This window comes from Amycolatopsis sp. (assembly GCF_035546795.1).
Classification (GTDB): domain Bacteria; phylum Actinomycetota; class Actinomycetes; order Mycobacteriales; family Pseudonocardiaceae; genus Amycolatopsis_E.
On sequence record NZ_DASZWC010000056.1, the window covers coordinates 76,588 to 99,945 of the forward strand.

A 23,358-nucleotide genomic window follows, 5' to 3' on the forward strand; every position below is an offset into this window, starting at 1 on the left:
CACAGCTTGGCCACAAGGTTGACACACGTGCGGCCGCCACCGTTGTTCGCATGACGACCTCCGCAGACGCTTCCCCCGCAGCGGCGCGGGCCCTCTCATCCGAAGGCAGTTCCACCCCGGTCCTCGACGTGGTCATCCCCGTATACAACGAGGAGACCGACATCGCACAATGTGTACACAGGTTGCATACATACCTTCGGGACACCGTCCCGTACCAGTTCCGGATCACGATCGCGGACAACGCGAGCACCGACAGCACGCTGACGATCGCGAACCGGCTGGCCGCGGAGATCCCTCAGGTCGAGGTCTTCCACCTGGACCAGAAGGGGCGGGGGCGGGCGCTGAACGCGGTGTGGTCGGCGTCGGACGCCCAGGTGCTGGCGTACATGGACGTGGACCTGTCCACCGACCTCGCGGCGCTGCTGCCGTTGGTCGCCCCGCTGATCTCGGGGCACTCCGACCTCGCTATCGGTTCGCGGCTGGCACGGGGCGCGCGGGTGGTCCGCGGCACCAAGCGGGAGTTCATTTCCCGTTGCTACAACCTGATTCTGCGGGGGACGCTGGCCGCCAAGTTCTCCGACGCGCAATGCGGGTTCAAAGCGATCCGCGCGGATGTCGCCAAGCAGCTGCTGCCCTTGGTCGAGGACACCGGCTGGTTCTTCGACACCGAACTGCTGGTGCTCGCCCAGCGCGCCGGGCTGCGCACGCACGAGGTGCCGGTCGACTGGATCGACGACCCGAACTCCTCGGTGCACATCGTCGCCACCGCCACCGCCGACCTCAAAGGCGTGGCCAGGATGATCCGCGCGTTCGCCAGGGGAACCCTGCCCATCAGCGAAATTCGCGCCCAGCTCGGACGGGAGCCGATCGGAGTGTCCACCCCTGGGGTGCCGCCGAAACTGGCCATGCAGCTGGTGCGGTTCGCGGCCATCGGGGTGGCCAGCACCCTGGCCTATCTCCTGCTGTTCGTGTTGCTGCGGCAGGGAATGAACGCGCAGGTCGCGAACTTCGCCGCGCTGCTGATCACCGCGATCGCGAACACGGCGGCGAACCGGCGGTTCACCTTCGGCGTGCGAGGCTCGGCGGGCGCCGGGAAGCACCAGTTCGAAGGCCTGATCGTGTTCGCGCTCGGCCTCGTGCTGACGAGTGGTTCACTGGCGCTGCTGCACGCGGGCAGTGAACCGGGCCGGTTCGCCGAGCTCGCCGTCCTGGTACTGGCCAACCTGGCTTCCACCGTGCTGCGTTTCCTCCTGTTCCGCAGCTGGGTCTTCCGGAAAAACCGTTAGGAGAAACTCGCAGATGACGACTGCGTCCGCCGCACCACCCCGGTCTGTGGGGTCCGGCCCCGTCGCAGCCACGCGCGCAACAGACCGGCCACGGTGGGTCCGCCCCTCCGTGGCTGTTCTGCTGCTCGCGACCGCCGCGCTGTACCTGTGGAACCTCGGGGCTTCCGGCTACGCCAACGATTTCTACGCGATGGCGGTCCAGGCCGGGACGAAGAGCTGGGAAGCACTGCTGTTCGGGTCGCTCGACCCCGGCAACATCATCACTGTCGACAAGCCGCCGGGCGCGATCTGGCTGATGGGCCTGTCCGGGCGGATCTTCGGCTTCTCCAGCTGGAGCATGCTGGTGCCCAACGCCCTGTGCGGCGTCGGCTCCGTCGGCTTGCTCTACCTGACGGTCCGGCGCACCAACGGCCCTGGCGCCGGGCTGCTCGCCGGCGCCGCGCTGGCGTTGACCCCGGTCGCGGCCATGATGTTCAAGTTCAACAACCCGGACGCGCTGCTGGTGCTGCTGATGACCCTCGGCGCGTACTGCACGGTGCGCGCGCTGGACAAGGCAGGCACGTGGTGGCTGGTGCTCGCCGGCGTCGCCATCGGGTTCGGCTTCATCACCAAGATGCTGCAGGCTTTCCTGGTGCTGCCCGCTTTCGCGCTGGTGTACCTCGTCGCGGCGCCGACCGGGCTCGGCAAGCGGATCCTGCAGGTGCTGGCCGCCGCGGCCGCGGTGCTCGTGTCCGCGGGCTGGTACGTCGCGGTGGTGGCGCTGTGGCCGGCGTCGAGCAGGCCGTTCATCGGCGGTTCGACCGACAACAGCGCGCTGGAACTCGCCTTCGGCTACAACGGTCTCGGCCGGATCTTCGGCGGTGAGGGCAACCGCGGCGGTGGCGGCGGTGGCGGTAACTCGATGTTCGGCGGCGACACCGGCATCACCCGCATGTTCGGCGCCTCGTTCGGCTCGGAGATTTCCTGGCTGCTGCCCGCCGCGGTGATCGCACTGGTCGCCGGGCTGTGGTTCACGCGGTTCTCGCCGCGCACCAACCGCACACGCGCGGCGCTTCTGCTGTGGGGCGGCTGGACGGTCGTGACTGCGCTGGTGTTCAGCTACATGAGCGGCACCATCCACCCGTACTACACGGTGGCGCTCGCGCCCGGCATCGGCGGACTCATCGGCATCGGGGCGGTCGAACTGTGGCGCGGACGGCACAACTTCCCCGCGCGCGTCGCGCTGGCGCTGATGCTCGCGGCCACTGGTGTCTGGAACTTCATTCTGCTGGAACGGGTTTCGTCCTGGCAGCCGTGGCTGCGGTACGTGATCCTCGTGCTCACCGCGATCTTCGTGGCCGGGCTGCTGTTCGGCGCGGACCGCATCCGGCGGGCTGGGACCGTGTTGGGCGTCGGCGCGCTCATCACCGGCATGCTCGGCACCACCGCGTACGCCGTGGAGACGGCGAGCCTGCCGCACACTGGTTCCATTCCCACGTCCGGCCCGACCAGCAGTGGCATGGACGGCTTCGGCGGTGGCGGGATGGGCGGTGGGCCTGGTGGCGAAGGTCAGTCCAACGCCGAGGTGATCAACCTGCTCAAGGCGACCACCACGAAGTGGGCCGCGGCCACCAACGGTTCCCAGTCCGCGGCCGGCCTCGCGCTCAACTCCGACAAGTGGGTGATCGCGATCGGCGGGTTCAACGGCAGTGACCCGGCGCCGACGCTGGACCAGTTCAAGCAGTACGTGCAGGACAAGCAGATCACGTACTACGTGTCCGGCGGGATGGGCGGCGGCGGTGGTTTCGGCGGTGCTGGTGGCAGCACCGGCGGCACCGAGTCGATCGCGTCGTGGGTGCAGGCGAACTTCACCTCCACCACGGTCGGCGGCACGACGGTGTACGACCTGACGAAACCCCTCGCGGGTTCCTGACCTACACTGTGAGGCGGACCCCCGCGGCGTCCATCCTGTGAACCTCCCCAGGGCCGGAAGGCAGCAAGGATAAGCAGGCTCTGACGGGTGCGGGGGTCCCCTTGTTTCTCCTGTTCGGTGCTGGCGCGCCTTTCCCGGAGAAACAAGGGGCTTCTGATCGAGTTTGGGGGCCGAGCCCCCAAACCCCACGGTGCGAGCTCCTCGCCCTGGCGAGCGGCACCGGGCGGCTGACACCAGCATCGGCCGTCGGCTTCGGCGGGAAGGACGGTAGTCTCGCGGCGTGGCTCTGGCTCTTTACCGCAAGTACCGGCCGGCGACCTTCGCCGAGGTCGTCGGGCAGGAGCACGTCACCGAACCGCTGCGGACGGCCCTCTCTTCCGGGCGCATCAACCACGCGTACCTCTTCTCCGGCCCGCGCGGCTGCGGTAAGACGTCGAGCGCCCGCATCATGGCGCGCTCGCTCAACTGCGTCGAAGGCCCGACTCCCGACCCGTGCGGTAAATGCGATTCGTGCAAGGCGCTCGCACCCGAGGGGCCCGGCAGCATCGACGTCACCGAGCTCGACGCCGCCAGCCACGGTGGTGTGGACGACGCCCGCGAGCTCCGCGACAAAGCCTTCTACGCGCCCGCGGAATCGCGCTACCGGGTGTTCATCATCGACGAGGCGCACATGGTCACCACGCAGGGTTTCAACGCCCTGCTCAAAATCGTCGAAGAACCACCCGAGCACCTGATCTTCATCTTCGCCACCACCGAGCCCGACAAGGTGCTGCCGACGATCCGCTCGCGCACGCACCACTACCCGTTCCGGCTCATCCCGCCCAGCTCGATGCGGGAGCTGCTGGAGCGCAACGTCGCGGCCGAAGGTATCCACGTCGACCCCGCCGTGTTCCCGTTGGTGATCCGCGCGGGCGGCGGCTCCGCGCGTGACACCCAATCGGTGCTGGACCAGTTGCTCGCCGGCGCCGGCCCGAAGGGCGTGGACTACCAGCGTGCCGTGGCACTGCTGGGGGTCACCGACGTCGCGTTGATCAACGACATGATCGACGGGCTCGCGGCGGACGATTCCGGCGCGGTGTTCGGCACGGTCGAGCAACTAGCCGAGGCCGGGCACGACCCGCGCCGGTTCGCGTCCGACCTGCTCGACCGCCTGCGTGACCTGGTGCTGATGCGCTCGGTGGCCGACGCCGCCGCCCGTGGCCTGGTGTCCGCGCCGGAGGACGAGCTGGCCCGGATGTCCGGGCAGGCCGAACGCATCGGCCTCGCCACGCTCACCCGGTACGCCGAGATCATCCACAGTGGACTGCTCGAAATGCGCGGCGCCACCGCGCCCCGGTTGCTGCTCGAGCTGTTGTGCGCACGGATGCTGCTGCCTTCGGTTTCGGACGACGAGGGTTCGCTGCTGCAACGGCTGGAACGCGTCGAACGTCGTGCGACCGCAGCGCCGGCGGCTCCGGCCGTGGACGGTCACGCGCCCGCTCAGGCCGCTGCTCCCGCACCGGCTCGCACCGCCCCGGCCGCCGCGCCGGAGCGTTCCTTCCAACGGCCTTCGCAGCGCGGCGCCGAGCCGGCACGCCCTGAGACGGCGCGTCCCGAGCCGGCCCCCGAACCCCCGCGCGCGGAGCCGGAGCAGGTCAAGCCGGCGCCGGAACCCGTTGCGGTACAAGAAGAACCACTGCAGGAAGTCGCGCCGCCATCGCCTGGCGGGGTGGACGCGACGGCCATTCGCCGGATCTGGCCGGACCTGCTCGCCGCCATCCGCAAGACCAGTCGCAGCACCGAAGCGATGCTGACCAACGCCACCGTGCAGAGCGTCGAAGGCTCGATGGTGGTGCTCGCGCACACCGCGGAACCGTTGGCGCGCAGGCTTTCCGAGCCGCGCAACGCCGAGTTCATCGCCGCCGCGCTGCATGACGTGCTCGGCGGGACCTGGCAGGTGCGCTGTGTGCACGGCGGAGGCGGTGGTTCCGCCCGCCCTAGCGGTGCGGGCCCTCGCCCGCAGCCCAGCCCCACCCAGCGCGAAGCGCCGCAGCCGCCGCAGCGCACGTTCCAGCGCCCGGCCGCCGCGGCCCAGCCGCCTGCCGCCGCGGCCCAGCCGCCTGCCGCCGCGCCCGCCCCGGCGCGCCCGCAGCCGGCGACAACCGAGCCGGACATCCCGTTGCCGCCCGAGCCGGAGGACGAAGAGTCCATGCTGGCCGACGCGGAAGACACCCCGACGGCGGCCGAGGCCGCGAAGGTCCAGCAGCTCGACCCGGAAGCCATCGCGCATCAGCTGCTCGCCGAACACCTCGGCGCACGGCGCTTGGACTGACTCAGCCCGCCAGATAACTCAGCACGGCAGCGGTGATCGCGTCGGCGTAACGCTGGCGGCCGGACGGGCTCGCCATCGTGGCCGCCTCCGCCGCGTTACGCATGTTTCCGCACTCCACCAGGACCGCCGGCCGCGTCGACAGGTTCAACCCGGCGAGGTCGGCACGTGGGTAGATGCCGTTGGTGCCCAGGTAGGTCGACGTCGCGAAGCCCGCGTCGCGCAGGCTGTCGCGTACATCGTCGGCCAGGGAGATGGACGGCCGGCCCTGCGCGGAGTTCAGCGGCGGGTTCGAATACGACACGTGGAAACCGTGTGCCCCGGCGGAAGTCGAGCCGTCGGCGTGGATTGAGACCACCGCGGCCGCGTTGGCGTTGTTGCCGGTCTCGGCCCGTTTATCGACGCACGGGCCGACGCCGTTGTCGTCATAACGGGTGTATACAACCTGTATTCCCTTTGCTGACAACGCATTCCCGACTCGCTGGGACACATCCCAGGTGAAGGCGTGCTCGGTGTAGCCGGAGTCGGCCGCGGTGCCCGTGGTGTTGCACGGCTTGGTTTCGCCACGCCCGGCCGGGACCTGCTTGTTGATCACCGACGGGGCCTTGGCGTTGCCGCCGTTGTGGCCAGGGTCGAGCACCACGACCTTGCCCGCCGCGACCGGTGGCTTCGAGGACGAGGCCGCCGGTGGCGGTGGCGCCGCCGAAGCCGACGAGGATGCCGGTACACGCGATGGCGTAGGAGAAGCTGTGTTCACGGCGGCGACACCACCGTCCGAACAGCCCGCGAGCAGGATCGAGCACCCCAGGAACACCGGAAACACACGCCTTCGCACGGCGAACACAGTGTCACAGTCCGGCGAGATACGCCCGCTCCGCCGGCCCACCACCACCCTCAGCGGACACGCCGCGCGCGGCTACTCTGGACCTAGAAACGTGCAGGCACTCGAAGGATCGGAAACGGCAATCATGGTCCAACCCGGCGGTGGGATGCCCGATATGCAGGCGATCCTCCAGCAGGCCCAGCAGATGCAGCAGCAGCTCGTCGCCGCGCAGGAGGAGCTGCAGCGCACGGAGGTCACCGGCACCTCCGGCGGCGGCCTTGTCAAGGCCACCGTCACCGGTGGCATGGAGCTCAAGGCGCTGAGCATCGACCCGAAGGTGGTCGACCCCGAGGACACCGAGACGCTGGCCGACCTGGTGGTCGCCGCGGTCCGGGACGCCACGAAGAACGCCCAGAAGCTGACCGAGGAGAAGCTCGGCCCGGTGGCAGGCGCGCTCGGCGGCGGGGGCGGCATGCCCGACCTCGGCGGTCTCGGCCTGCCCGGACTCGGTTAAGGCGCCCGGGTTGTACGAAGGTGTAGTCCAGGACCTCATCGACGAGCTCGGCCACCTGCCGGGTATCGGCCCGAAGAGCGCCCAGCGGATCGCGTTCCACCTGCTCTCGGCCGACCCGGCCGACATCGCGCGGCTGCAGGACGTGCTCGGCAAGGTCCGTGAGGGCGTTCAGTTCTGCGAGATCTGCGGCAACGTCTCCGAGCAGCAGCAGTGCCGGATCTGCCGCGACGTCCGCCGCGACACGTCGATGATCTGCGTGGTCGAGGAGCCCAAGGACGTGCTGGCGGTGGAACGCACACGCGAGTTCAAGGGCCGCTACCACGTGCTCGGCGGCGCGCTCGACCCGTTGTCCGGCATCGGTCCGGACCAGCTGCGGATGCGCGAACTGCTTGCCAGGATCGGCGGCGAGGAGGTCAAAGAGGTGATCGTCGCCACCGATCCGAACACCGAAGGTGAAGCCACCGCGACCTACCTCGTGCGGATGCTGCGCGATTTCCCCGGGCTCAGCGTCACCCGATTGGCCTCCGGTCTGCCGATGGGTGGTGACCTGGAGTTCGCCGACGAGCTGACCCTCGGTCGCGCGTTGTCCGGCAGGCGTGCGCTGTAGCGAAGCCGCGGACGCGATCCTCGCCGCCGCACCGCGTCTCGGCGCGGTGCGGCTGGCCGCGATCGACGGCCCTTCCGGCTCCGGCAAATCGACCTTCGCCGCCGCGTTGTGCGACGAGTTGCGCAGCCGTGGCCGCGAAACCTTCCTGATTCCGACGGACCATTTCGCCACCTGGGACGACCCGGTGGCGTGGTGGCCGTTGCTCCGCGACGGCGTGCTGGAACCGCTGGCGCGCGGGGAAAACGGGTCCTACCGCAGGCTGGACTGGACCAGTGGCGAACCGCGGCCCGGCGCGCTCGTCACCGTGCCGCCGCCGGAGGTGCTCGTCATCGAAGGCGTTTCCTCGGGGCGCGCCTCCATCCGGCCGCGGCTCTCGTTCCGGTACCTGATCGACGAACCCGGTCCCGCCACCCGCCTCGAGCGTGCCGTCACGCGAGACGGGGAATCCGACAGACAGAATCTGGTTCGGTGGCAGGCGTTCGAACGCGGCTGGTTCGCCGCTGACCGTACCTGACCGTACGCCCCCCGTGCGGGTGAGACCCAAGGGGACAAATGGGCTGCCGTTCGCACTCTTCGTGATCGGATAACCCCAGCGTGTGCGTGAGGCACGGTTTACGTAGCGCGATCGTAACCTTGGGTGCTTAAGCGAAAGCCGGGTTCGGGCTAGGGTCGTCGATCACTAACTGCATCTTCTACAAGGAGTTCACATGCTCCCTCAGCGGGTGGCTCGCCTGCGCCGGATCGCCCTGATCGGGCTTGCCGGTGTGCTGGCGATCGCCATGTCGGCTTGCGCTTCCGAACGCGGTTCGGGTGGTGGTGGCGCCAACGACACATTCGTCTTCGGTGCCGCGGGTGCGCCGAAGAACTTCGACCCGATCTTCAACGACGACGGTGAGAGTTTCCGCCCCGCGCGGCAGATGTTCGACACGCTGGTCACCTACAAGCCCGGTACCACCGAGCTGGTCGGCGACCTTGCCACGGCATGGACTCCGAGCGCCGACGCCAAGACCTGGACCTTCACCCTGCGCCAGGGCGTGAAGTTCCACGACGGCACCCCCTTCAACGCGGCGGCGGTCTGCTTCAACTTCGACCGCTGGTACAACATGAAGGGCGCCGCGGCGCAGTCGCAGATGATCTACTACGGCGACGTCTTCGAGGGTTTCGCGAAGAACGAGGGTGACGCCACCGGCTCCCCGGTCTACAAATCGTGCGAGGCCAAGGACGACTACACCGCCGTCCTCAACCTGAACAAGGCCAAGGGCGCCTTCCCGGACGCCTTCGGCCTCACGTCGCTGTCGATCTCCAGCCCCGACGCGCTGAAGAAGTACGACGCGGACAACGTGACCCAGAGCGGCGAGTCGTTCTCGTACCCGGCTTACGCCAACGAGCACCCGACCGGCACCGGGCCGTACAAGTTCGAGAGCTACGACAAGACGAACAAGACGATCACCCTGGTCCGCAACGACGACTACTGGGGTGACAAGGCCAAGACCTCGAAGCTCATCTTCAAGATCATCGAGGATGAGAACGCCCGTAAGCAGGAGCTGGCCGCCGGCACCATCGACGGCTACGACTTCCCGAGCCCGGCGGACTACAAGTCGTTGCAGGACGGCGGGAACCAGGTGCTGATCCGGCCCGCGTTCAACATCCTGTACCTGGGCATAAACCAGAAGAACAACCCGAAGCTGGGTGACGTGCGGGTGCGCCAGGCGCTCGACTACGCGATCAACAAGGACCAGCTCGCGAAGAACAAGCTGCCCAACGGGGCCTACGCGCAGACGCAGTTCCTGCCGAACAACGTGCCCGGCTACACCGACGCGGTCGAGAAACACAGCTACGACCCGGCCAAGGCGAAGGACCTGCTCGCACAGGCGGGCGCGACGGGGATGACGCTGAACTTCTACGTGCCGACCGAGGTGACGCGGCCCTACATGCCGAACCCGGTCGAGATCGGCGCCGCGATCGCGGACGACCTCAAGGCCGTCGGGATCAACGTCAACATCGTGCAGGAACCGTGGAACGGCGGCTACAAGGACGATGTCCAGAAGGCGGGCAAGCAGGACATCCACCTGCTGGGCTGGACCGGTGACTACGCCGACGCCGGCAACTTCATCGGCACGTTCTTCGGCAGGCAGAAGGCGGAGTTCGGGTTCAACAACCCGGCCCTCTTCAACGCCATCGGCAACGCCGACGCGCAGACGACGCCGGAGGCGAAGAAGACGGCGTACGAGCAGGCCAGTGTGCTGATCTCGCAGTACGTTCCCGCCGTGCCGCTGACCTCGTCCCCGCCGGCGATCGTGGTCAAGGGCAACATCCACAACCTGATCCCGACACCGCTCACCGACGAGCGTTTCTACACGGTGACAAAGGGCTGACGGGACTTCCTGGCGGGAAAGTGCCCCTCCCGGCTCGCGCCGGGGGCGGGCGCTTTCCCGTGAAGTCTCGTCGGTACCAATCTGACATAAAGTAGGCGGATACGGTCCGCCGGCCGATCTGCTCGTAGACACCCGTTTCCGCCGTGGCTGCTGCCGGATTGGTAGCGAAAGGCACAGTAGGGCAAGAAACCTTATGCTGCGATTTGTTGTTCGCCGTTTGTTGCAGGCGATTCCGACGTTGCTGGTGCTGTCGATACTGGTGTTCGCCTGGCTGCGGTTGCTGCCGGGCGGCCCGGCCGGCGCACTCCTCGGTGACAAGGCCACCCCGGCCAAACTCGCCGACCTGAACCGGATCATGGGTCTGGACCAGCCGATTTTCGTGCAGTACTTCAAGTTCCTCGGCCGAGTGGCCACCGGGAACTTCGGGAGTTCCCTGATCAGCGGGGATTCCGTACTGGCCGAGGTCGGCAGGGCGCTGCCGGCCACGATCGAACTTTCCGTGTGCGCGCTGCTGCTCGCTGTCGTGTTCGGCATCCCGCTCGGCTACGTCGCCGCGCGCTTCCACGGCCGGATACTCGACAGTGCCACCGTGCTCACGACGCTGGTCGGCGTCGCGGTGCCGGTGTTCTTCCTCGGTGTGCTGCTGAAGTACGTCTTCGCGCAGAAACTGGGGATCCTGCCACCGTCCGGCAGACAGGACGTGACGATCGACGCCACCCACATCACCGGGTTCTTCGTCCTCGACGGGATCATCACCGGCGAGTTCGACGCGGCGTGGGACGCGATCAAACATCTGATCCTGCCCGCGATCGCGCTGGCGAGCATCCCGTTCGCGGTGATCGTGCGGATCACCCGCGCGTCGGTGCTCGACGTCCAGGGAGAGGATTTCGTGCGCACCGCCGAATCCAAGGGCCTGACCGCGCCGGTGATCCGGCGCCGGCACATCCTGCGCAACGCGTTGCTGCCGGTCAGCACGACGATCGGGTTGCAGACCGGGTTGCTGCTGGCCGGCGCGGTGCTGACGGAGAAGGTGTTCAACATCCCCGGCCTCGGTTACCTGCTCGCGCAGGGCATCGAACGGCGTGACTATCCACGGCTGCAGGCGTTGCTGCTGCTGGCCGCGCTGGTGTACGTGCTGGTCAACCTGCTCGTCGACATCTCCTACGCGATCATCGACCCGAGGGTGCGGGTGCGATGAGTACGAAACTGTTGCGCCGCAAGGCGGAGAAGATCGACGACCTCGCCGCCTCCGGCGGCACCAGTCTCGCCGCGGACGCGGTGAGGCGGATGGCCCGCAGCCCGATCGCGATCACCGGTGCGGTGATCACCCTCCTGTTCGTGCTGCTGGCCATTCTCGCTCCCTTCCTCGCGCCCAAGGACCCGTCCATCCCCTACGACGAGCTGAAGAACCAGCTGCGGCCGGACTCGATCCCCGGGCCGATGCCCGGTTTCCTGCTCGGCAGCGACCAGAACGGCTACGACTTCTTCTCGCGGCTGCTGGTCGGCGCGCAGCAGACGCTGATCGTGGGCGTGGTGGCGACGCTGATCGGCGTGGTGGTCGGGATGACCATCGGCGGGCTGGCCGGAGCGTTCGGCGGCTGGGTGGACACGCTGCTGATGCGGTTCACCGACATCCTGCTGGCGATTCCCTCGCTGCTGCTGGCGATTTCGATCGCCGCACTGTTCGCGCACGGTTCACAATGGACAGTCATCATCGCGGTCGCGGTGGTGAGCGTGCCGATCTTCGCACGGTTGCTGCGCGGGGCGATGCTGGCGCAGCGCTCCAGCGACCACGTGCTGGCGGCGACGGCGCTGGGCGTGAAACGCGGCACCATCGTGTTCCGGCATATGCTGCCGAACTCGGTGGGCCCGGTGATCGTGCAGGCCACGCTGACGCTGGCGACGTCCATCATCGACGCGGCCGCGCTGTCGTTCCTCGGCCTCGGCGACCCGGACCCGAGCCGGGCGGAGTGGGGCCTGATGCTGGGCAACTCGCAGGGATATCTGGACGTCAAACCCGAGCTGGCGTTCTACCCGGCCATCGCGATCATCGTGGTGGCACTGGGTTTCACGCTGCTCGGCGAGTCGCTGCGCGAAGCGCTCGACCCGAAGAACAGGCGGTAACAGTGGCACTACTCGAGGTACGAGACCTGTCGGTCACGTTCCGCCGCAAGGGAACCAGGCCGTTCACCGCGGTGGACGGGGTCACGTTCGATGTCGAACCCGGCCAGACGGTCGGGCTCGTCGGCGAGTCCGGCAGTGGCAAGTCGGTGACCGCGCTGGCGATCATGGGCCTGCTGCCCAAACGCGGCGCGGAGGTGGGCGGTTCGGTGTCGTTCGAGGGCACCGATCTGCTCACGTTGTCGGACAAGCAGTTGCGGGACCGGCGCGGCCGGGACCTCGGCATGGTTTTCCAGGACCCGCTGTCCTCGCTGAATCCGGTCGTCCCGATCGGGCTGCAGATCACCGAGGTGCTCGAACGGCATCGCGGGATGTCGCGTAAGGAGGCGTCGGTCGAGGCCACCGACCTGCTGAACCGGGTCGGCATCCCGGACCCGAAGCGGCGGCTCACCGAGTACCCGCACCAGCTTTCCGGCGGGATGAGGCAGCGCGCGCTGATCGCGATCGCGCTGGCGTGCCGGCCGCGGCTGCTGATCGCGGACGAACCGACGACGGCGCTGGACGTGACGATCCAGGCGCAGATCCTGGCACTGCTGTCGGAACTCGTGCGCGACACCGACACGGCGCTGATCATGATCACGCACGACCTCGGTGTGGTCGCCGGGCTGTGCGACGAGGTCAACGTGATGTATGGCGGCCGCGTCGTGGAACGGGCCGAGCGGCACGCGCTGTTCTCCCAGGCCCGGCATCCCTACACGCACGGGCTGCTGGAATCCATCCCGCGCCTCGACGCGCCGCGAGGTGAGAAACTGGTGCCGATCAAGGGATCCGTTGCCGACAACATTCCGTGGGAGCACGCCTGCGCGTTCGCGCCGCGCTGCCCCAACGCGCTCGACCGCTGCCGGGAGGTGGCCCCGGAACTCGTGTCCGACAACGGCGGGATGTTGCGCTGCCACAACCCGGTCGGCCCGGTCAGCGCCAGGCAGGGAGTAGGGGTATGACCGAACCGCTGGTCACGGTGGAAGGCCTCCAGGTGCACTTCCCGATCAAGCGCGGGCTGGTGTTCGACCGGACGGTCGGGCACGTCTACGCGGTCGACGGCGTCGACCTGCAGATCCAGCGCGGCGAGACCTACGGGCTCGTCGGCGAATCCGGCTGCGGCAAGACCACCCTTGGCCGCGGCATCCTCCGGCTGGTGGAGCCGACCGGCGGGCGGGTGGTGTTCGACGGCACCGACGTGTCCTCCCTCAAGGGCGAGTCGCTGCGGAAGATGCGGCGGCGGATGCAGATGGTGTTTCAGGACCCGCTCTCCAGCCTCGACCCGCGCCAGTCGGTGGAGTCCATCCTCATCGAGGGCATGCGCGCGCACGGCCTCGACAAGGGCAAGGAGGCCACCGGCAAACGCTTGCGGGAACTGCTTTCCGCGGTCGGCCTGCCGGTGAACTCGCTGCGCAAGTACCCGCACGAGTTCTCCGGCGGGCAGCGGCAGCGGATCGGCATCGCGCGGGCGCTGGCTGTCGAACCGGACCTGATCGTGGCCGACGAACCAGTGTCCGCGCTCGACGTGTCGGTGCAGGCGCAGGTGCTGAACCTGCTCGAAGAGCTGCAGGACACGCTCGGCCTGACGTACCTGGTGATCGCGCACGACCTCGCCGTGGTGCGGCACATCTCCGACCGGATCGGCGTGATGTACCTGGGTTCGCTGGTCGAGGAGACCGACTCGGAGACGCTTTACTCCGATCCGCTGCACCCGTACACGCGGGCGCTGCTGTCGGCGATCCCGGTGCCCGATCCTGAGGTCGAGGACCAGCGGGAGCAGATCCTGCTCGCCGGCGACCTGCCTTCGCCTGCCGCGCCGCCGCCGGGCTGCCGGTTCCACACCCGCTGCCCGTGGCGGCAGGAGACGCGGTGCGACACCGAGCGGCCCGAGCTGCGGCAGATCGGCGAGGGACACCGGGTGGCCTGCCACTACGCGGAGGACATCCGGGCCGGGCTGATCACCCCGCACGAAGTGCGCGCGGAGCTGGTCGAGGCGGACGCGGGCGCCGGGCCGACCGTCACCCACGCGTCTTCCGTCGCCGAACTGCTCGAGCCCTGAGACGGGTAGCCTTGCGCCAGAAATGTCGGTGAAGAGGGGGCTGCACGTATGCACATCGACGCGTGGCTGGCTGCGATTCCGGTGCTCCTCGTCTATGTGACGGTCGGTCTCGTGATCGGGGTGGAGAGCCTCGGCATCCCCCTTCCCGGTGAAATCGTCCTGGTGAGCGCGGCCTTGCTCGCGTCGCACCACGCGGGGCTGAACCCGTGGATCATCGGCGGCGTCGCCAGCGCCGGCGCGATCATCGGGGACAGCATCGGCTACCTGATCGGCCGCAAGGGCGGCCAGCGGTTGTTCGACTGGGCGGGCCGGAAGTTCCCCAAGCACTTCGGGCCCGAACACGTCGCGAGTGCTGAACGGCTGTTCCACAAACGCGGCATGTGGGCGGTGTTCTTCGGCCGGTTCGTCGCGATCCTGCGCATCCTGTGCGGGCCGCTCGCCGGTTCGCTGCACATGCACTACGCGCGGTTCCTCACCGCGAACGCGCTCGGCGGCATCGTCTGGGCCGGTGGCACCACGGCGCTGGTGTACACGCTCGGCGTGGTCGCGGAGAAGTGGCTGTCCCGGTTCTCCTACGCCGCGCTCGGCGTGGCCGTGGTGGTCGGCATCATCGTCAGCCTGGTGATCAAGAAACGGATGGGCCGCGGTCACGAGACGGCCAGCTCTTCCTCGCCCTCCGAGGAAGAGCGCGCTTCCGTCGAGCGCTGACGCGGTTTCCGCGAGCCCCACAGCACCCCGCCGACGATCGCCACCCCGGCCAGGATTTCCACCAGCGCCGGCCGCTCGTCCAACAGCAGGAACGACGCGGACATCCCGACCACGGGCACCAGCAGCGAGAACGGTGCGACCACGCCTGCCGGGTTGCGGCGCATCAACGTGCTCCAGATGCCGGAGCCGACGATCGTGCCCAGCAACACCACGTAGGCGAAGCCGCCGAGCCCGACCCAGCCGCTGGAGGTGCCGAGCGTGGTCAGCGAATGCCAGTCCGCGGTGGGTCCTTCGAAGACGGCGGACAGGGCGAACATCGGGAGCGGCGGGACCACCGACATCCACAGCGTCAGGTGCAGCGGGTTGTCCGCGTTCGCCCGGCGCATCGAGATGTTGCCGGCGGCCCAGCTCAGCGCGGCGAACAGCGTGAGCAGCACGGGCAGCAGGACCGCGTTTTCGGCTTGGTGGAAGGCGATCACCAGCATCCCCGCGACGGCGAGGCAGACTCCGATCAGCTGTCGTGGGGAGAGCCGTTCACGGAGGAAGACGCTGCCGAGCAGCACGGTGAACGGGGCCGACGCCTGCAGCACGAGGGAAGCCAGCCCGGTGGGCATGCCGATGTTCATCGCGATGAACAGGAACGCGAACTGGCCGGTGCCGAACCCGAGGCCGTAGCCGAGCAGCCAGCGCAGTTTGACCTTGGGCCAGGGCACGAAAAGCCCGGTCGGGATGGCGATCACCAGGAAGCGCAGGCCGCCGGCGAACAACGGCGGAAAGTGGCCGAGCATCGCGTGGACGGCGAGGAAGTTCAGCCCCCAGAGCACGACGACGAACAGGGCGAGCAGGCGATCACGGGACGGCACTCGTCCAGCTTGCGTGGACTAACTTTGAAGGACAATCGAGATTATTTTCAATGACTCTTCAGTTACGCTTCAGAGTTGTGGATATCGGCAGGTTACGGGTGTTGCGGGAGTTTGCCGACAGGGGCAGCGTGACGTCCGCCGCACGCGCCCTGCACTGCACGCCTTCGGCGGTCTCACAGCAGCTGCGCGCGTTGGCCGCGGAGGTCGGGCTGGTCCTGACGGAGCCCGCCGGCCGCGGCATCCGGCTCACCGACGCGGGGCACGCATTGGTTGCCGGCGCCGACGATGTGCTGGCCGCGCTCGGCCGCGCCGAAGCGGAGCTCGACACGTATCGCAGCTCCCCGCGCGGCCGGGTGCGGGTGGCGATTTTCCCGTCGGCGGGGTTGATGCTGTTGCCTGGCCTGCTGCACCGGTTCGACGCCGTGGCGGGGCTCGACGTGGAGGTGCGGGACGTGGACATGACCCCGCCCGAGGTGCCCGCGCTGGCCGCGGATTTCGACATCGTGGTGACGCACCGGGACGAGAGCGCCGAGCCGTTCGGGTCCAGCCGGCTGAGTACCGTGCCGCTGCTGCGCGAACCGCTGGACGTGGCGTTGCCGCCAGGGCACCGGCTCGCCACCCGGGAGCGGGTGGAGCTGGCCGAACTGGCGGAGGAGCGCTGGATCGGTGTGGACGTCGGCTTTCCGGTGGACGATGTGCTGCGTTCCATCGCCGCCCGCACCGGCATCCGGCCGCGTGTGGTGTACCGGATCAACGATTTCCAGATCATCGGCGCGCTGGTTGCCGCCGGGCACGGAATCGCCTTGCTGCCGCGCTACACCGTTTGGCAGGACAGCCTGCTTCGCCGCCCTCTTGCCGGGATTCGCGCGGCCCGCCACATCGAAGCCGTGTTCCGGATCGGCGCCGATTCCCGGCCGGCCGTCGCCACGGTCCTGCGGACGATGGTCGAGGAATCCGACGCCCTCACGAAGTGACGGTCCACAAAGGACAAAGGGTGGAGCGCCGCACGGCGCCCCACCCCGGATCGCTCAGCGGTTCGCGCGGTTGACCGCGGAAACGACGGCCCGCAGCGACGCGGTCACGATGGACGCGTCGATCCCGACGCCCCAGTAGACCTTGTCGTCGATGGCGCACTCGATGTACGAGGCCGCCTTCGAGTCGTCGCCCGGGGTCATCGTGTGCTCGCTGTAGTCCATGAGCCGGAGGTCGTACCCGATGGTGGCCAACGCGTCGAAGAACGCCGCGATCGGGCCGTTGCCGGTGCCGGTGATCTCGTGCTCGTCACCGTCCACCCGCACCGTGGCGGTCAGGTTGTACTGGCCGTTCGCGGTGACGTGCTGGCTGATCAGCTGCAGCGGGGTCTCGCGCTCCAGGTACTCGGCCGAGAACGCGTGCCACATCGTGGCCGGGTCCACCTCGCCACCCTCGCTGTCCGTGTGCCGCTGCACGACCTGCGAGAACTCGATCTGCAGCCGGCGCGGCAGGTCGAGCTGGTGCTCGGTCTTCATGATGTATGCGACGCCGCCCTTGCCGGACTGCGAGTTCACCCGGATGACGGCCTCGTAGGTGCGGCCGACGTCCTTCGGGTCGATGGGCAGGTACGGCACCTCCCACGGGTACTCGTCGACCGGCACGCCCTCCTTCTCGGCGGCGCGGTGCAGCGCGTCGAAGCCCTTGTTGATGGCGTCCTGGTGGCTGCCCGAGAACGCGGTGAACACCAGGTCCCCGCCCCACGGGCTGCGCTCGGGCACGGGCAGCTGGTTGCAGTACTCGACGGTGCGCTTGATCTCGTCGATGTCGGAGAAGTCGATCTGCGGGTCGATGCCCTGGCTGAACAGGTTCATCCCCAGCGCCACCAGGTCGACGTTGCCGGTGCGCTCGCCGTTGCCGAACAGGCAGCCCTCGATCCGGTCCGCGCCGGCCTGGTAGCCCAGCTCGGCGGCGGCGACGCCGGTGCCGCGGTCGTTGTGCGGGTGCAGCGACAGGATCACCGAGTCGCGGCGCTCCAGGTTGCGGCCCATCCATTCGATCGAGTCGGCGTAGACGTTGGGAGTGGCCATTTCCACCGTGGCCGGCAGGTTCAGGATCACCGGCCGGGCCGGGGTCGGCTGCCAGATGTCGGTGACCGCGTTGCACACCTCGGCGGCGTACGACAGTTCGGTACCGGTGTAGGACTCCGGCGAGTACTGGAAGCGGAAGTCGGTGTCGGAGTACTTCTGCGCGTACTCGGTCACCAGCTCGGCGGCCTGCAGCGCGATCTTCTTGATGCCCTCGCGCTCCTCGCGGAACACGACACGACGCTGCAGGATCGAGGTGGAGTTGTAGATGTGCACGATCGCCTGCGGGGCGCCCTCCAGCGAGGCGAAGGTGCGCTCGATCAGCTCCGGGCGGCACTGGGTCAGCACCTGGATCCGGACGTCGTCGGGGATCGCGTCCTCTTCGATGATCTCGCGGACGAAGTCGAAGTCGGTCTGGCTCGCGGCCGGGAACCCGACCTCGATCTCCTTGTAGCCCATGCGCACCAGCAGCTCGAAGAACTTGCGCTTGCGGGCCGGGGACATCGGGTCGATCAGCGCCTGGTTGCCGTCGCGCAGGTCGACCGCGCACCACAGCGGGGCGGCTTCGATGCGCTTGTCCGGCCAGGTGCGGTCCGGTACGTCGATGTCCTCGACCAGCTTGTACCAGGGCTTGTAGCGGTGCACCGGCATCGAGGTGCCACGCTGCGGGTTCCAGCTGGGCTGGCCTTCGCGGGCGGGCCGGGACGGCTTGCGGATACGAGTGGTCTTGGCGGGCTCGGGCGTGGTCATGAACTGTCTCTCCTGCCGGGTCTAAAGGAAGGTGACCGGCGGCGTGACAAGGCCCCGCGACGGGGGGCCGGCCTGATCAGGCCCCGTCGCGGCAGCGAAGCAGGAGAGCACGCGCCATGTACCTCACTGTAGCCGCGGGAAGTTGATGATGGAAATGAGCCCCTTTCATTACTGGCTGGTAGTCAACTGCCACGGGACGTGCCACACTTCCGACATGGCCGAGCACGCCGAGGGCAGCGAGAACGAACTCGCCGAGACCAAGACCCACGCCAAGAGTGGGTCTGACGTGGACTGGCGCAAGATCAAGGACACCGGGGTGGGCCTGCTCGCCGGCATCGTCCGGTGGGTCGGCCTGATCTTCGCGGTGATCCTGGTCCTGCACGTGATCTTCACCGTGGGTGGGGCGAATCCGGACAACGGGATCGTTTCGTGGGTTCGCGGGTGGGCCGACAGCCTGGCGATCGGGTTCAAGGATCTCTTCGAGCCGAACGACGCCAAGCTCCGCGTGCTGGTGAACTACGGCATCGCGGCGCTGTTCTGGCTGATCGTCTCGAGCATCGTCACCAGGATCATCCGCCGGGTGGGCGGCGCGACCTCCTAGAACGCGGGCTTGCCCCAGCCGCCGGTGAAGGCGATCTCCTGCAGCGGCAAGCGTTTGCGCTCCGCAAGCTCCCGGCTCACCGCGCGTTCCTCACCGAGCACGTCGGGCTCGCCCTGCACGCCGATGGCGATCGCCACGCGCGGCACTGCTTCGGCCGGCACGTCGAAGGCGGCGCGCACCGCTTCGGCGTCGAAGCCCGCCATCTGGTGCGCGACGAGGCCCTCGTGCACGGCCTGCAGCGCGAGGTTCTGCCCGGCAAGGCCGAGCCCGTACTCGGCGTACGGGATCTCGCCCTTTTCGTTGCGTGTCACCATGATCGCGACCAGCAGTGCGCCGGCGCGCTGCGCCCACGCCTGGTTCCGTTCGGTCAGCGTGCCCAGGATCTTGCGGTGTGTCTCGTCGCCTCGTCTGCCCACCAGGAACCGCGCGGGTTGCGTGTTGCCGAACGAGGGCGCCCAGCGCGCGGCTTCGAGCAGCGCGCGCAGTTGGTCCCAGGTGACTTCGCCGGTCTCGTCGAGCGCGCGCGGACTCCACCGTTCCCCGATCAGTTCGGCGAGTGGCGCGCTGCTGTCAGCTGGTTTCCGCATCGGGCCGAATACTTCCACAGGCCCGGCGGCAGCGATCGCACACTGTGTCCGGATGCCAGGCTTTCGCCTGATCGCGTAGTTCCCGGCGAATCCGCAACCGCGATTTCGGCCGCCCGCGGTCGTCTTCGCGACTGGTGCCGAATACGCGCAGCTCGGTCCGGCGCTCGCCGCAGCGCGCGCAAACGACCCGCCGGAACACCCGGCGGGACGCGATTTCCGGCTCCATCAGGCCCCTTCCCCTGGGGCATTGTCAGTCAGATCGCGTATTTCCACACGTCGAGTGCGTATCCGCCGAACCAGGCGCTCAGGATCGCGGCCCCGGCCACCGTCAACACGGCTGTGCTCGTCCGCCGGTTCGACAGGCCGATCGCCACCGGGATCAGCAAGGTGAACGCGGGCAGCAGGAGCCGCGGTTTGGCGTGCATCAGGCTGCTCGTGCCCAGGCACATCACGAGTACCAGCGCCCCGTAGACCAGCAGCGGCCATTCCAGCCGTCGCCACGACGAAATACCGAACAGCGCCACGCTGCCCCCGAGCACGGCGACCGTGAGCAGGCTCATCCCGGCATCGGAAGTGAGCGCCTGCCCCAAAAACCGCCAGGTCGCCGCGCCGCCGTCGAACTTCGTCGCCCAGCCCTGCCATTCGAGATCGGACCACGTGCGCAGTTGGTCGGTGAAGCCCGCTTCGGGCCGCACGCGGAGCCCGGTCCACCACAGGTAAGCGACCAGCCCCGTCGGCGCCAGCACTAACGCCGGCGCCGCGCGCCAGCGATCGGTTCGCACGGAAACCAGCGCCGCGAGCATCACCGCCAACGCGAGAGCCAACGCCGACGACCGGACCAGTCCGGCCAGCGCGCAGCACACCCCCGCCAGTTCCCAGCGCCGTTCCAGCACCCCGATCAGCGCCCACACGGCGAGAGCACAGAAGAGCGCTTCGGTGTACGCCATCGAGAGCACGATCCCCATCGGCGCCGACGCGAAGAGCGCGACGAGGAGGTACCCAGCGCGCGCCGAGCCGCCGCGGACGATACGGCCGAGCCGGGCCAGCCCGTAGGCCGCGAACAACCCGGCGACGGCGGACACGATGAGCGCGGCGGCGACCGGCCCGGCCCCAGTCGTGCGGGAGAGCCAGTCGATGAGAACCGGGTAGCCGGGGAAGAAGGCGCGAGGCGTGTACGGGTTGGGATGGTCCTGCGCGTCGAGGAACGCGCCAAGGTCGTACCCGCCCGCCGCGATTCGCAGGTACCACATGCCGTCCCACGCGGTCAGCCGGTCGACGAGCCCGGCCGGTGACATGACTGCGAGAACCGCCACACCCAGCGCCCGGATCCCGACAAAGATCGCGGCCGGGACGAAAGGTCGCCATCTCTCCGTTCGCCCGGTTCCGGACGAGGTGAACACGGACTTTCCGGCGACGTCGAGCACGTTGGTGATTTTCTCACGAAGTCAGTTACCGGCTGTGACCGGAGTGGTCGGCGCCACACAGTTGGGTGGCCCTGCACGCTTCCCCCGGTAGGCTTCTTTGAAACGCGCACCTAGGAGGTCCGATAGTCGTGGCGCTGGTGGTCCAGAAATACGGCGGTTCGTCGCTGGAAAGTGCCGATCGGATCAAACGGGTGGCCGAGCGCATCGTCGCCACCAAGAAGGCGGGCAACGACGTGGTCGTCGTCTGCTCCGCGATGGGCGACACGACCGACGAGCTGCTCGACCTCGCCGAGCAGGTCAACCCGGTCCCGCCGGAGCGCGAGATGGACATGCTGCTCACTGCGGGTGAGCGCATCTCCAACGCGCTGGTGGCGATGGCGATCTCCGCGCACGGCGCGGAAGCCTGGTCGTTCACCGGTTCTCAGGCGGGGGTGGTGACCACCGCGGTGCACGGCAACGCGCGGATCATCGACGTGACGCCGAGCCGCGTGACCGAGGCGCTCGAGCAGGGCTACATCGCGCTGGTGGCGGGATTTCAGGGTGTCTCGCAGGACACCAAGGACATCACCACGCTGGGCCGCGGCGGTTCGGACACCACCGCGGTCGCACTCGCCGCCGCATTGAACGCGGACGCCTGCGAGATCTACTCCGACGTGGACGGCGTGTACACCGCCGACCCGCGAATAGTGCCGGACGCCAAGAAGCTCGACACCGTGCCGTACGAGGAGATGCTCGAGCTCGCGGCCAGCGGTTCGAAGATCCTGCACCTGCGGTCGGTGGAGTACGCGCGCCGATATGGAGTACCGATTCGCGTCCGTTCTTCCTACAGTGACAAGCCGGGCACGACGGTGACCGGCTCGATTGAGGAGATCCCCGTGGAACAAGCGTTGATCACCGGAGTGGCGCACGACCGGTCCGAGGCCAAGATCACGGTGACCGGAGTGCCCGACCACGCCGGCGCCGCGGCGCGGATCTTCCGGACCATCGCCACCGCCGAGATCGACATCGACATGGTGCTGCAGAACGTGTCCAACACCGCGGGCCGCACGGACATCACCTTCACCCTGTCCAAGGCCAACGGCCCCAAGGCGGTCGGCGAGCTGGAGAAGCTCAAGGCGGAGCTGGGTTTCAACACGGTGCTCTACGACGACCAGGTCGGCAAGGTCTCGCTGGTGGGCGCGGGCATGCGTTCGCACCCCGGCGTCACCGCGACGTTCTGTGAAGCGCTGGCGAAGGTCGGCGTCAACATCGAGATCATCAACACTTCGGAGATCCGGATCTCGGTGCTCATCCGCGACGCGCAGCTGGATGACGCTGTGCGCGCGATCCACGACGCATTCGAACTCGGCGGCGACGAGGAAGCCGTCGTCTACGCGGGGAGTGGTCGCTGATGGCAGCAAACGGTTTGCGGATCGGCGTGGTCGGTGCCACCGGTCAGGTCGGCGGCGTCATGCGGAAGTTGCTGGCAGAGCGGCACTTCCCGGTCGCCGAGATCCGCTACTTCGCCTCCTCACGGTCCGCGGGTACGAAACTTCCCTGGCGTGATCAGGAAATCGTGGTGGAGGATGCGGCGACGGCCGATCCGTCCGGTTTGGACATCGCACTGTTTTCCGCCGGTGGCGCCACTTCCCGTGCTCAGGCACAGCGCTTCGCCGACGCGGGCGCGAAGGTGATCGACAACTCCTCGGCCTGGCGGCTGGATCCGGACGTCCCGCTCGTGGTGAGCGAGGTGAACCCGCAGGCGATCAAGGACGCGCGCAAGGGCATCATCGCCAACCCGAACTGCACCACGATGGCCGCGATGCCGGTGCTGAAGCCGCTCCATGACGAGGCTGGTCTGGTGCGGCTGGTCGTGAGCACGTACCAGGCGGTGTCGGGATCCGGGCTGGCCGGCGTCGAGGAGCTCGACAAGCAAGTCCGCCAAGTTTTCGACCGGGCGGCCGACCTCACGCACGATGGGTCGGCGGTGTCGTTCCCGGAGCCGGTCAAGTACGTGCGGCCGATCGCGTTCAACGTGGTGCCGCTGGCGGGCTCGATGGTCAACGACGGCAGCTTCGAGACCGACGAGGAGCAAAAGCTGCGCAACGAGAGTCGCAAGATTCTCGGGATTCCGTCGCTGCTGGTGTCGGGCACCTGTGTGCGGGTGCCGGTGTTCACCGGCCACTCGCTGTCGATCAACGCCGAGTTCGCCTCGTCGCTGACGGTGGAGCGCGCGCTTGAGTTGCTCGGTGCCGCACCGGGCGTGGTCGTCGCCGACGTCCCGAACCCGATCTGGTCTTGCGCCTTCGTCAGCGCTCCGACCGCGTTCGTCAGCTCGGTGCTCG

General features: G+C 68.3%; 21 protein-coding genes and 1 other RNA gene. 17 read left to right on the forward strand and 5 right to left on the reverse strand.

Annotated features, from left to right (window positions below; translation table 11 throughout):
• The first annotated feature begins 50 nt into the window (after positions 1-50).
• The 4 genes from VHD82_RS29130 to VHD82_RS29145 all read left to right on the forward strand — a co-directional run bounded on the left by VHD82_RS29130 (position 51) and on the right by VHD82_RS29145 (position 5,509).
• The gene (locus tag VHD82_RS29130) at positions 51-1,286 is read left to right on the forward strand and encodes a bifunctional glycosyltransferase family 2/GtrA family protein (RefSeq protein WP_325711084.1); all 1,236 of its coding nucleotides are present in this window, start codon (positions 51-53) and stop codon (positions 1,284-1,286) included.
• 13 nt (positions 1,287-1,299) lie between these two features.
• Complete coding sequence (locus VHD82_RS29135) at positions 1,300-3,198, forward strand: glycosyltransferase family 39 protein (RefSeq protein WP_414637590.1); 1,899 nt, start codon at positions 1,300-1,302, stop codon at positions 3,196-3,198.
• Positions 3,199-3,208: 10 nt separating this feature from the next.
• Positions 3,209-3,305: signal recognition particle sRNA small type (gene ffs / locus VHD82_RS29140), an RNA gene on the forward strand.
• Between the two features lie 173 nt (positions 3,306-3,478).
• On the forward strand, positions 3,479-5,509 hold the full coding sequence (locus VHD82_RS29145) for a DNA polymerase III subunit gamma and tau (protein ID WP_325711091.1): 2,031 nt from the start codon (positions 3,479-3,481) through the stop codon (positions 5,507-5,509).
• A 1-nt stretch (position 5,510) separates the two neighbouring features.
• Here the strand turns inward: VHD82_RS29145 and VHD82_RS29150 are convergent, their stop codons facing one another.
• Complete coding sequence (locus tag VHD82_RS29150; RefSeq protein ID WP_414637591.1) at positions 5,511-6,146, reverse strand: N-acetylmuramoyl-L-alanine amidase; 636 nt, start codon at positions 6,144-6,146, stop codon at positions 5,511-5,513.
• 328 nt (positions 6,147-6,474) lie between these two features.
• On the opposite strand from VHD82_RS29150, the gene VHD82_RS29155 reads away from it, so the two are divergent.
• The 9 genes from VHD82_RS29155 (at position 6,475) to VHD82_RS29195 (ending at position 14,752) form a co-directional block, all read left to right on the forward strand.
• The gene (locus VHD82_RS29155) at positions 6,475-6,843 is read left to right on the forward strand and encodes a YbaB/EbfC family nucleoid-associated protein (protein WP_325711098.1); all 369 of its coding nucleotides are present in this window, start codon (positions 6,475-6,477) and stop codon (positions 6,841-6,843) included.
• A gap of 10 nt (positions 6,844-6,853) precedes the next feature.
• Positions 6,854-7,450: a recombination mediator RecR gene (gene recR, locus VHD82_RS29160; protein WP_325711101.1), complete on the forward strand. Its 597-nt coding sequence runs from the start codon at positions 6,854-6,856 to the stop codon at positions 7,448-7,450.
• Positions 7,440-7,964, forward strand: coding sequence for a uridine kinase (locus tag VHD82_RS29165; RefSeq protein ID WP_325711104.1), 525 nt, complete (start codon positions 7,440-7,442; stop codon positions 7,962-7,964). The genes recR and VHD82_RS29165 overlap by 11 nt, the downstream gene beginning before the upstream one ends.
• Before the next feature lie 193 nt (positions 7,965-8,157).
• Positions 8,158-9,825, forward strand: coding sequence for an ABC transporter substrate-binding protein (locus tag VHD82_RS29170; RefSeq protein WP_325711113.1), 1,668 nt, complete (start codon positions 8,158-8,160; stop codon positions 9,823-9,825).
• 193 nt (positions 9,826-10,018) lie between these two features.
• Positions 10,019-11,023, forward strand: coding sequence for an ABC transporter permease (locus VHD82_RS29175; RefSeq protein ID WP_325711116.1), 1,005 nt, complete (start codon positions 10,019-10,021; stop codon positions 11,021-11,023).
• Complete coding sequence (locus tag VHD82_RS29180; RefSeq protein ID WP_325711119.1) at positions 11,020-11,949, forward strand: ABC transporter permease; 930 nt, start codon at positions 11,020-11,022, stop codon at positions 11,947-11,949. Before VHD82_RS29175 ends, VHD82_RS29180 begins: the two co-directional genes overlap by 4 nt.
• A 2-nt stretch (positions 11,950-11,951) precedes the next feature.
• Positions 11,952-12,947, forward strand: coding sequence for an ABC transporter ATP-binding protein (locus tag VHD82_RS29185; protein ID WP_325711122.1), 996 nt, complete (start codon positions 11,952-11,954; stop codon positions 12,945-12,947).
• Positions 12,944-14,044, forward strand: a complete 1,101-nt coding sequence (locus VHD82_RS29190) for an ABC transporter ATP-binding protein (RefSeq protein ID WP_325711125.1) — start codon at positions 12,944-12,946, stop codon at positions 14,042-14,044. Before VHD82_RS29185 ends, VHD82_RS29190 begins: the two co-directional genes overlap by 4 nt.
• A gap of 48 nt (positions 14,045-14,092) precedes the next feature.
• Positions 14,093-14,752: a DedA family protein gene (locus tag VHD82_RS29195; protein ID WP_325711128.1), complete on the forward strand. Its 660-nt coding sequence runs from the start codon at positions 14,093-14,095 to the stop codon at positions 14,750-14,752.
• Here the strand turns inward: VHD82_RS29195 and VHD82_RS29200 are convergent.
• Positions 14,692-15,615, reverse strand: coding sequence for an EamA family transporter (locus VHD82_RS29200; RefSeq protein ID WP_325711131.1), 924 nt, complete (start codon positions 15,613-15,615; stop codon positions 14,692-14,694). The genes VHD82_RS29195 and VHD82_RS29200 overlap by 61 nt on opposite strands.
• A gap of 77 nt (positions 15,616-15,692) precedes the next feature.
• On the opposite strand from VHD82_RS29200, the gene VHD82_RS29205 reads away from it, so the two are divergent.
• Positions 15,693-16,589, forward strand: coding sequence for a LysR family transcriptional regulator (locus VHD82_RS29205; protein ID WP_325711135.1), 897 nt, complete (start codon positions 15,693-15,695; stop codon positions 16,587-16,589).
• A 54-nt stretch (positions 16,590-16,643) separates the two neighbouring features.
• On the opposite strand, the gene leuA is transcribed toward VHD82_RS29205, so the two are convergent.
• Positions 16,644-18,422 carry a 2-isopropylmalate synthase gene (gene leuA, locus VHD82_RS29210; RefSeq protein ID WP_325711138.1) on the reverse strand — a complete coding sequence of 593 codons (1,779 nt, stop codon included), beginning with the start codon at positions 18,420-18,422 and terminating at the stop codon, positions 16,644-16,646.
• A 214-nt stretch (positions 18,423-18,636) separates the two neighbouring features.
• Here leuA and VHD82_RS29215 point away from each other — a divergent pair, with 214 nt between their 5' ends.
• Entirely contained in the window at positions 18,637-19,023 is a 387-nt protein-coding gene (locus VHD82_RS29215) for a hypothetical protein (protein WP_325711141.1), read from the forward strand.
• Here VHD82_RS29215 and VHD82_RS29220 read toward each other — a convergent pair.
• Together VHD82_RS29220 and VHD82_RS29225 are read right to left on the reverse strand one after the other, a co-directional pair.
• Positions 19,020-19,610 carry a nitroreductase family protein gene (locus tag VHD82_RS29220; protein ID WP_325711144.1) on the reverse strand — a complete coding sequence of 197 codons (591 nt, stop codon included), beginning with the start codon at positions 19,608-19,610 and terminating at the stop codon, positions 19,020-19,022. The two genes, VHD82_RS29215 and VHD82_RS29220, sit on opposite strands and share 4 nt — an antisense overlap.
• A gap of 254 nt (positions 19,611-19,864) precedes the next feature.
• Positions 19,865-20,923 carry a hypothetical protein gene (locus VHD82_RS29225; protein WP_325711147.1) on the reverse strand — a complete coding sequence of 353 codons (1,059 nt, stop codon included), beginning with the start codon at positions 20,921-20,923 and terminating at the stop codon, positions 19,865-19,867.
• A 239-nt stretch (positions 20,924-21,162) separates the two neighbouring features.
• Here VHD82_RS29225 and VHD82_RS29230 point away from each other — a divergent pair, with 239 nt between their 5' ends.
• Entirely contained in the window at positions 21,163-22,425 is a 1,263-nt protein-coding gene (locus tag VHD82_RS29230) for an aspartate kinase (RefSeq protein ID WP_325711150.1), read from the forward strand.
• Positions 22,425-23,358, forward strand: a 934-nt coding sequence (locus tag VHD82_RS29235; protein WP_325711153.1) for an aspartate-semialdehyde dehydrogenase, incomplete at its 3' end; no start/stop codon positions are given. The genes VHD82_RS29230 and VHD82_RS29235, both read left to right, overlap by 1 nt.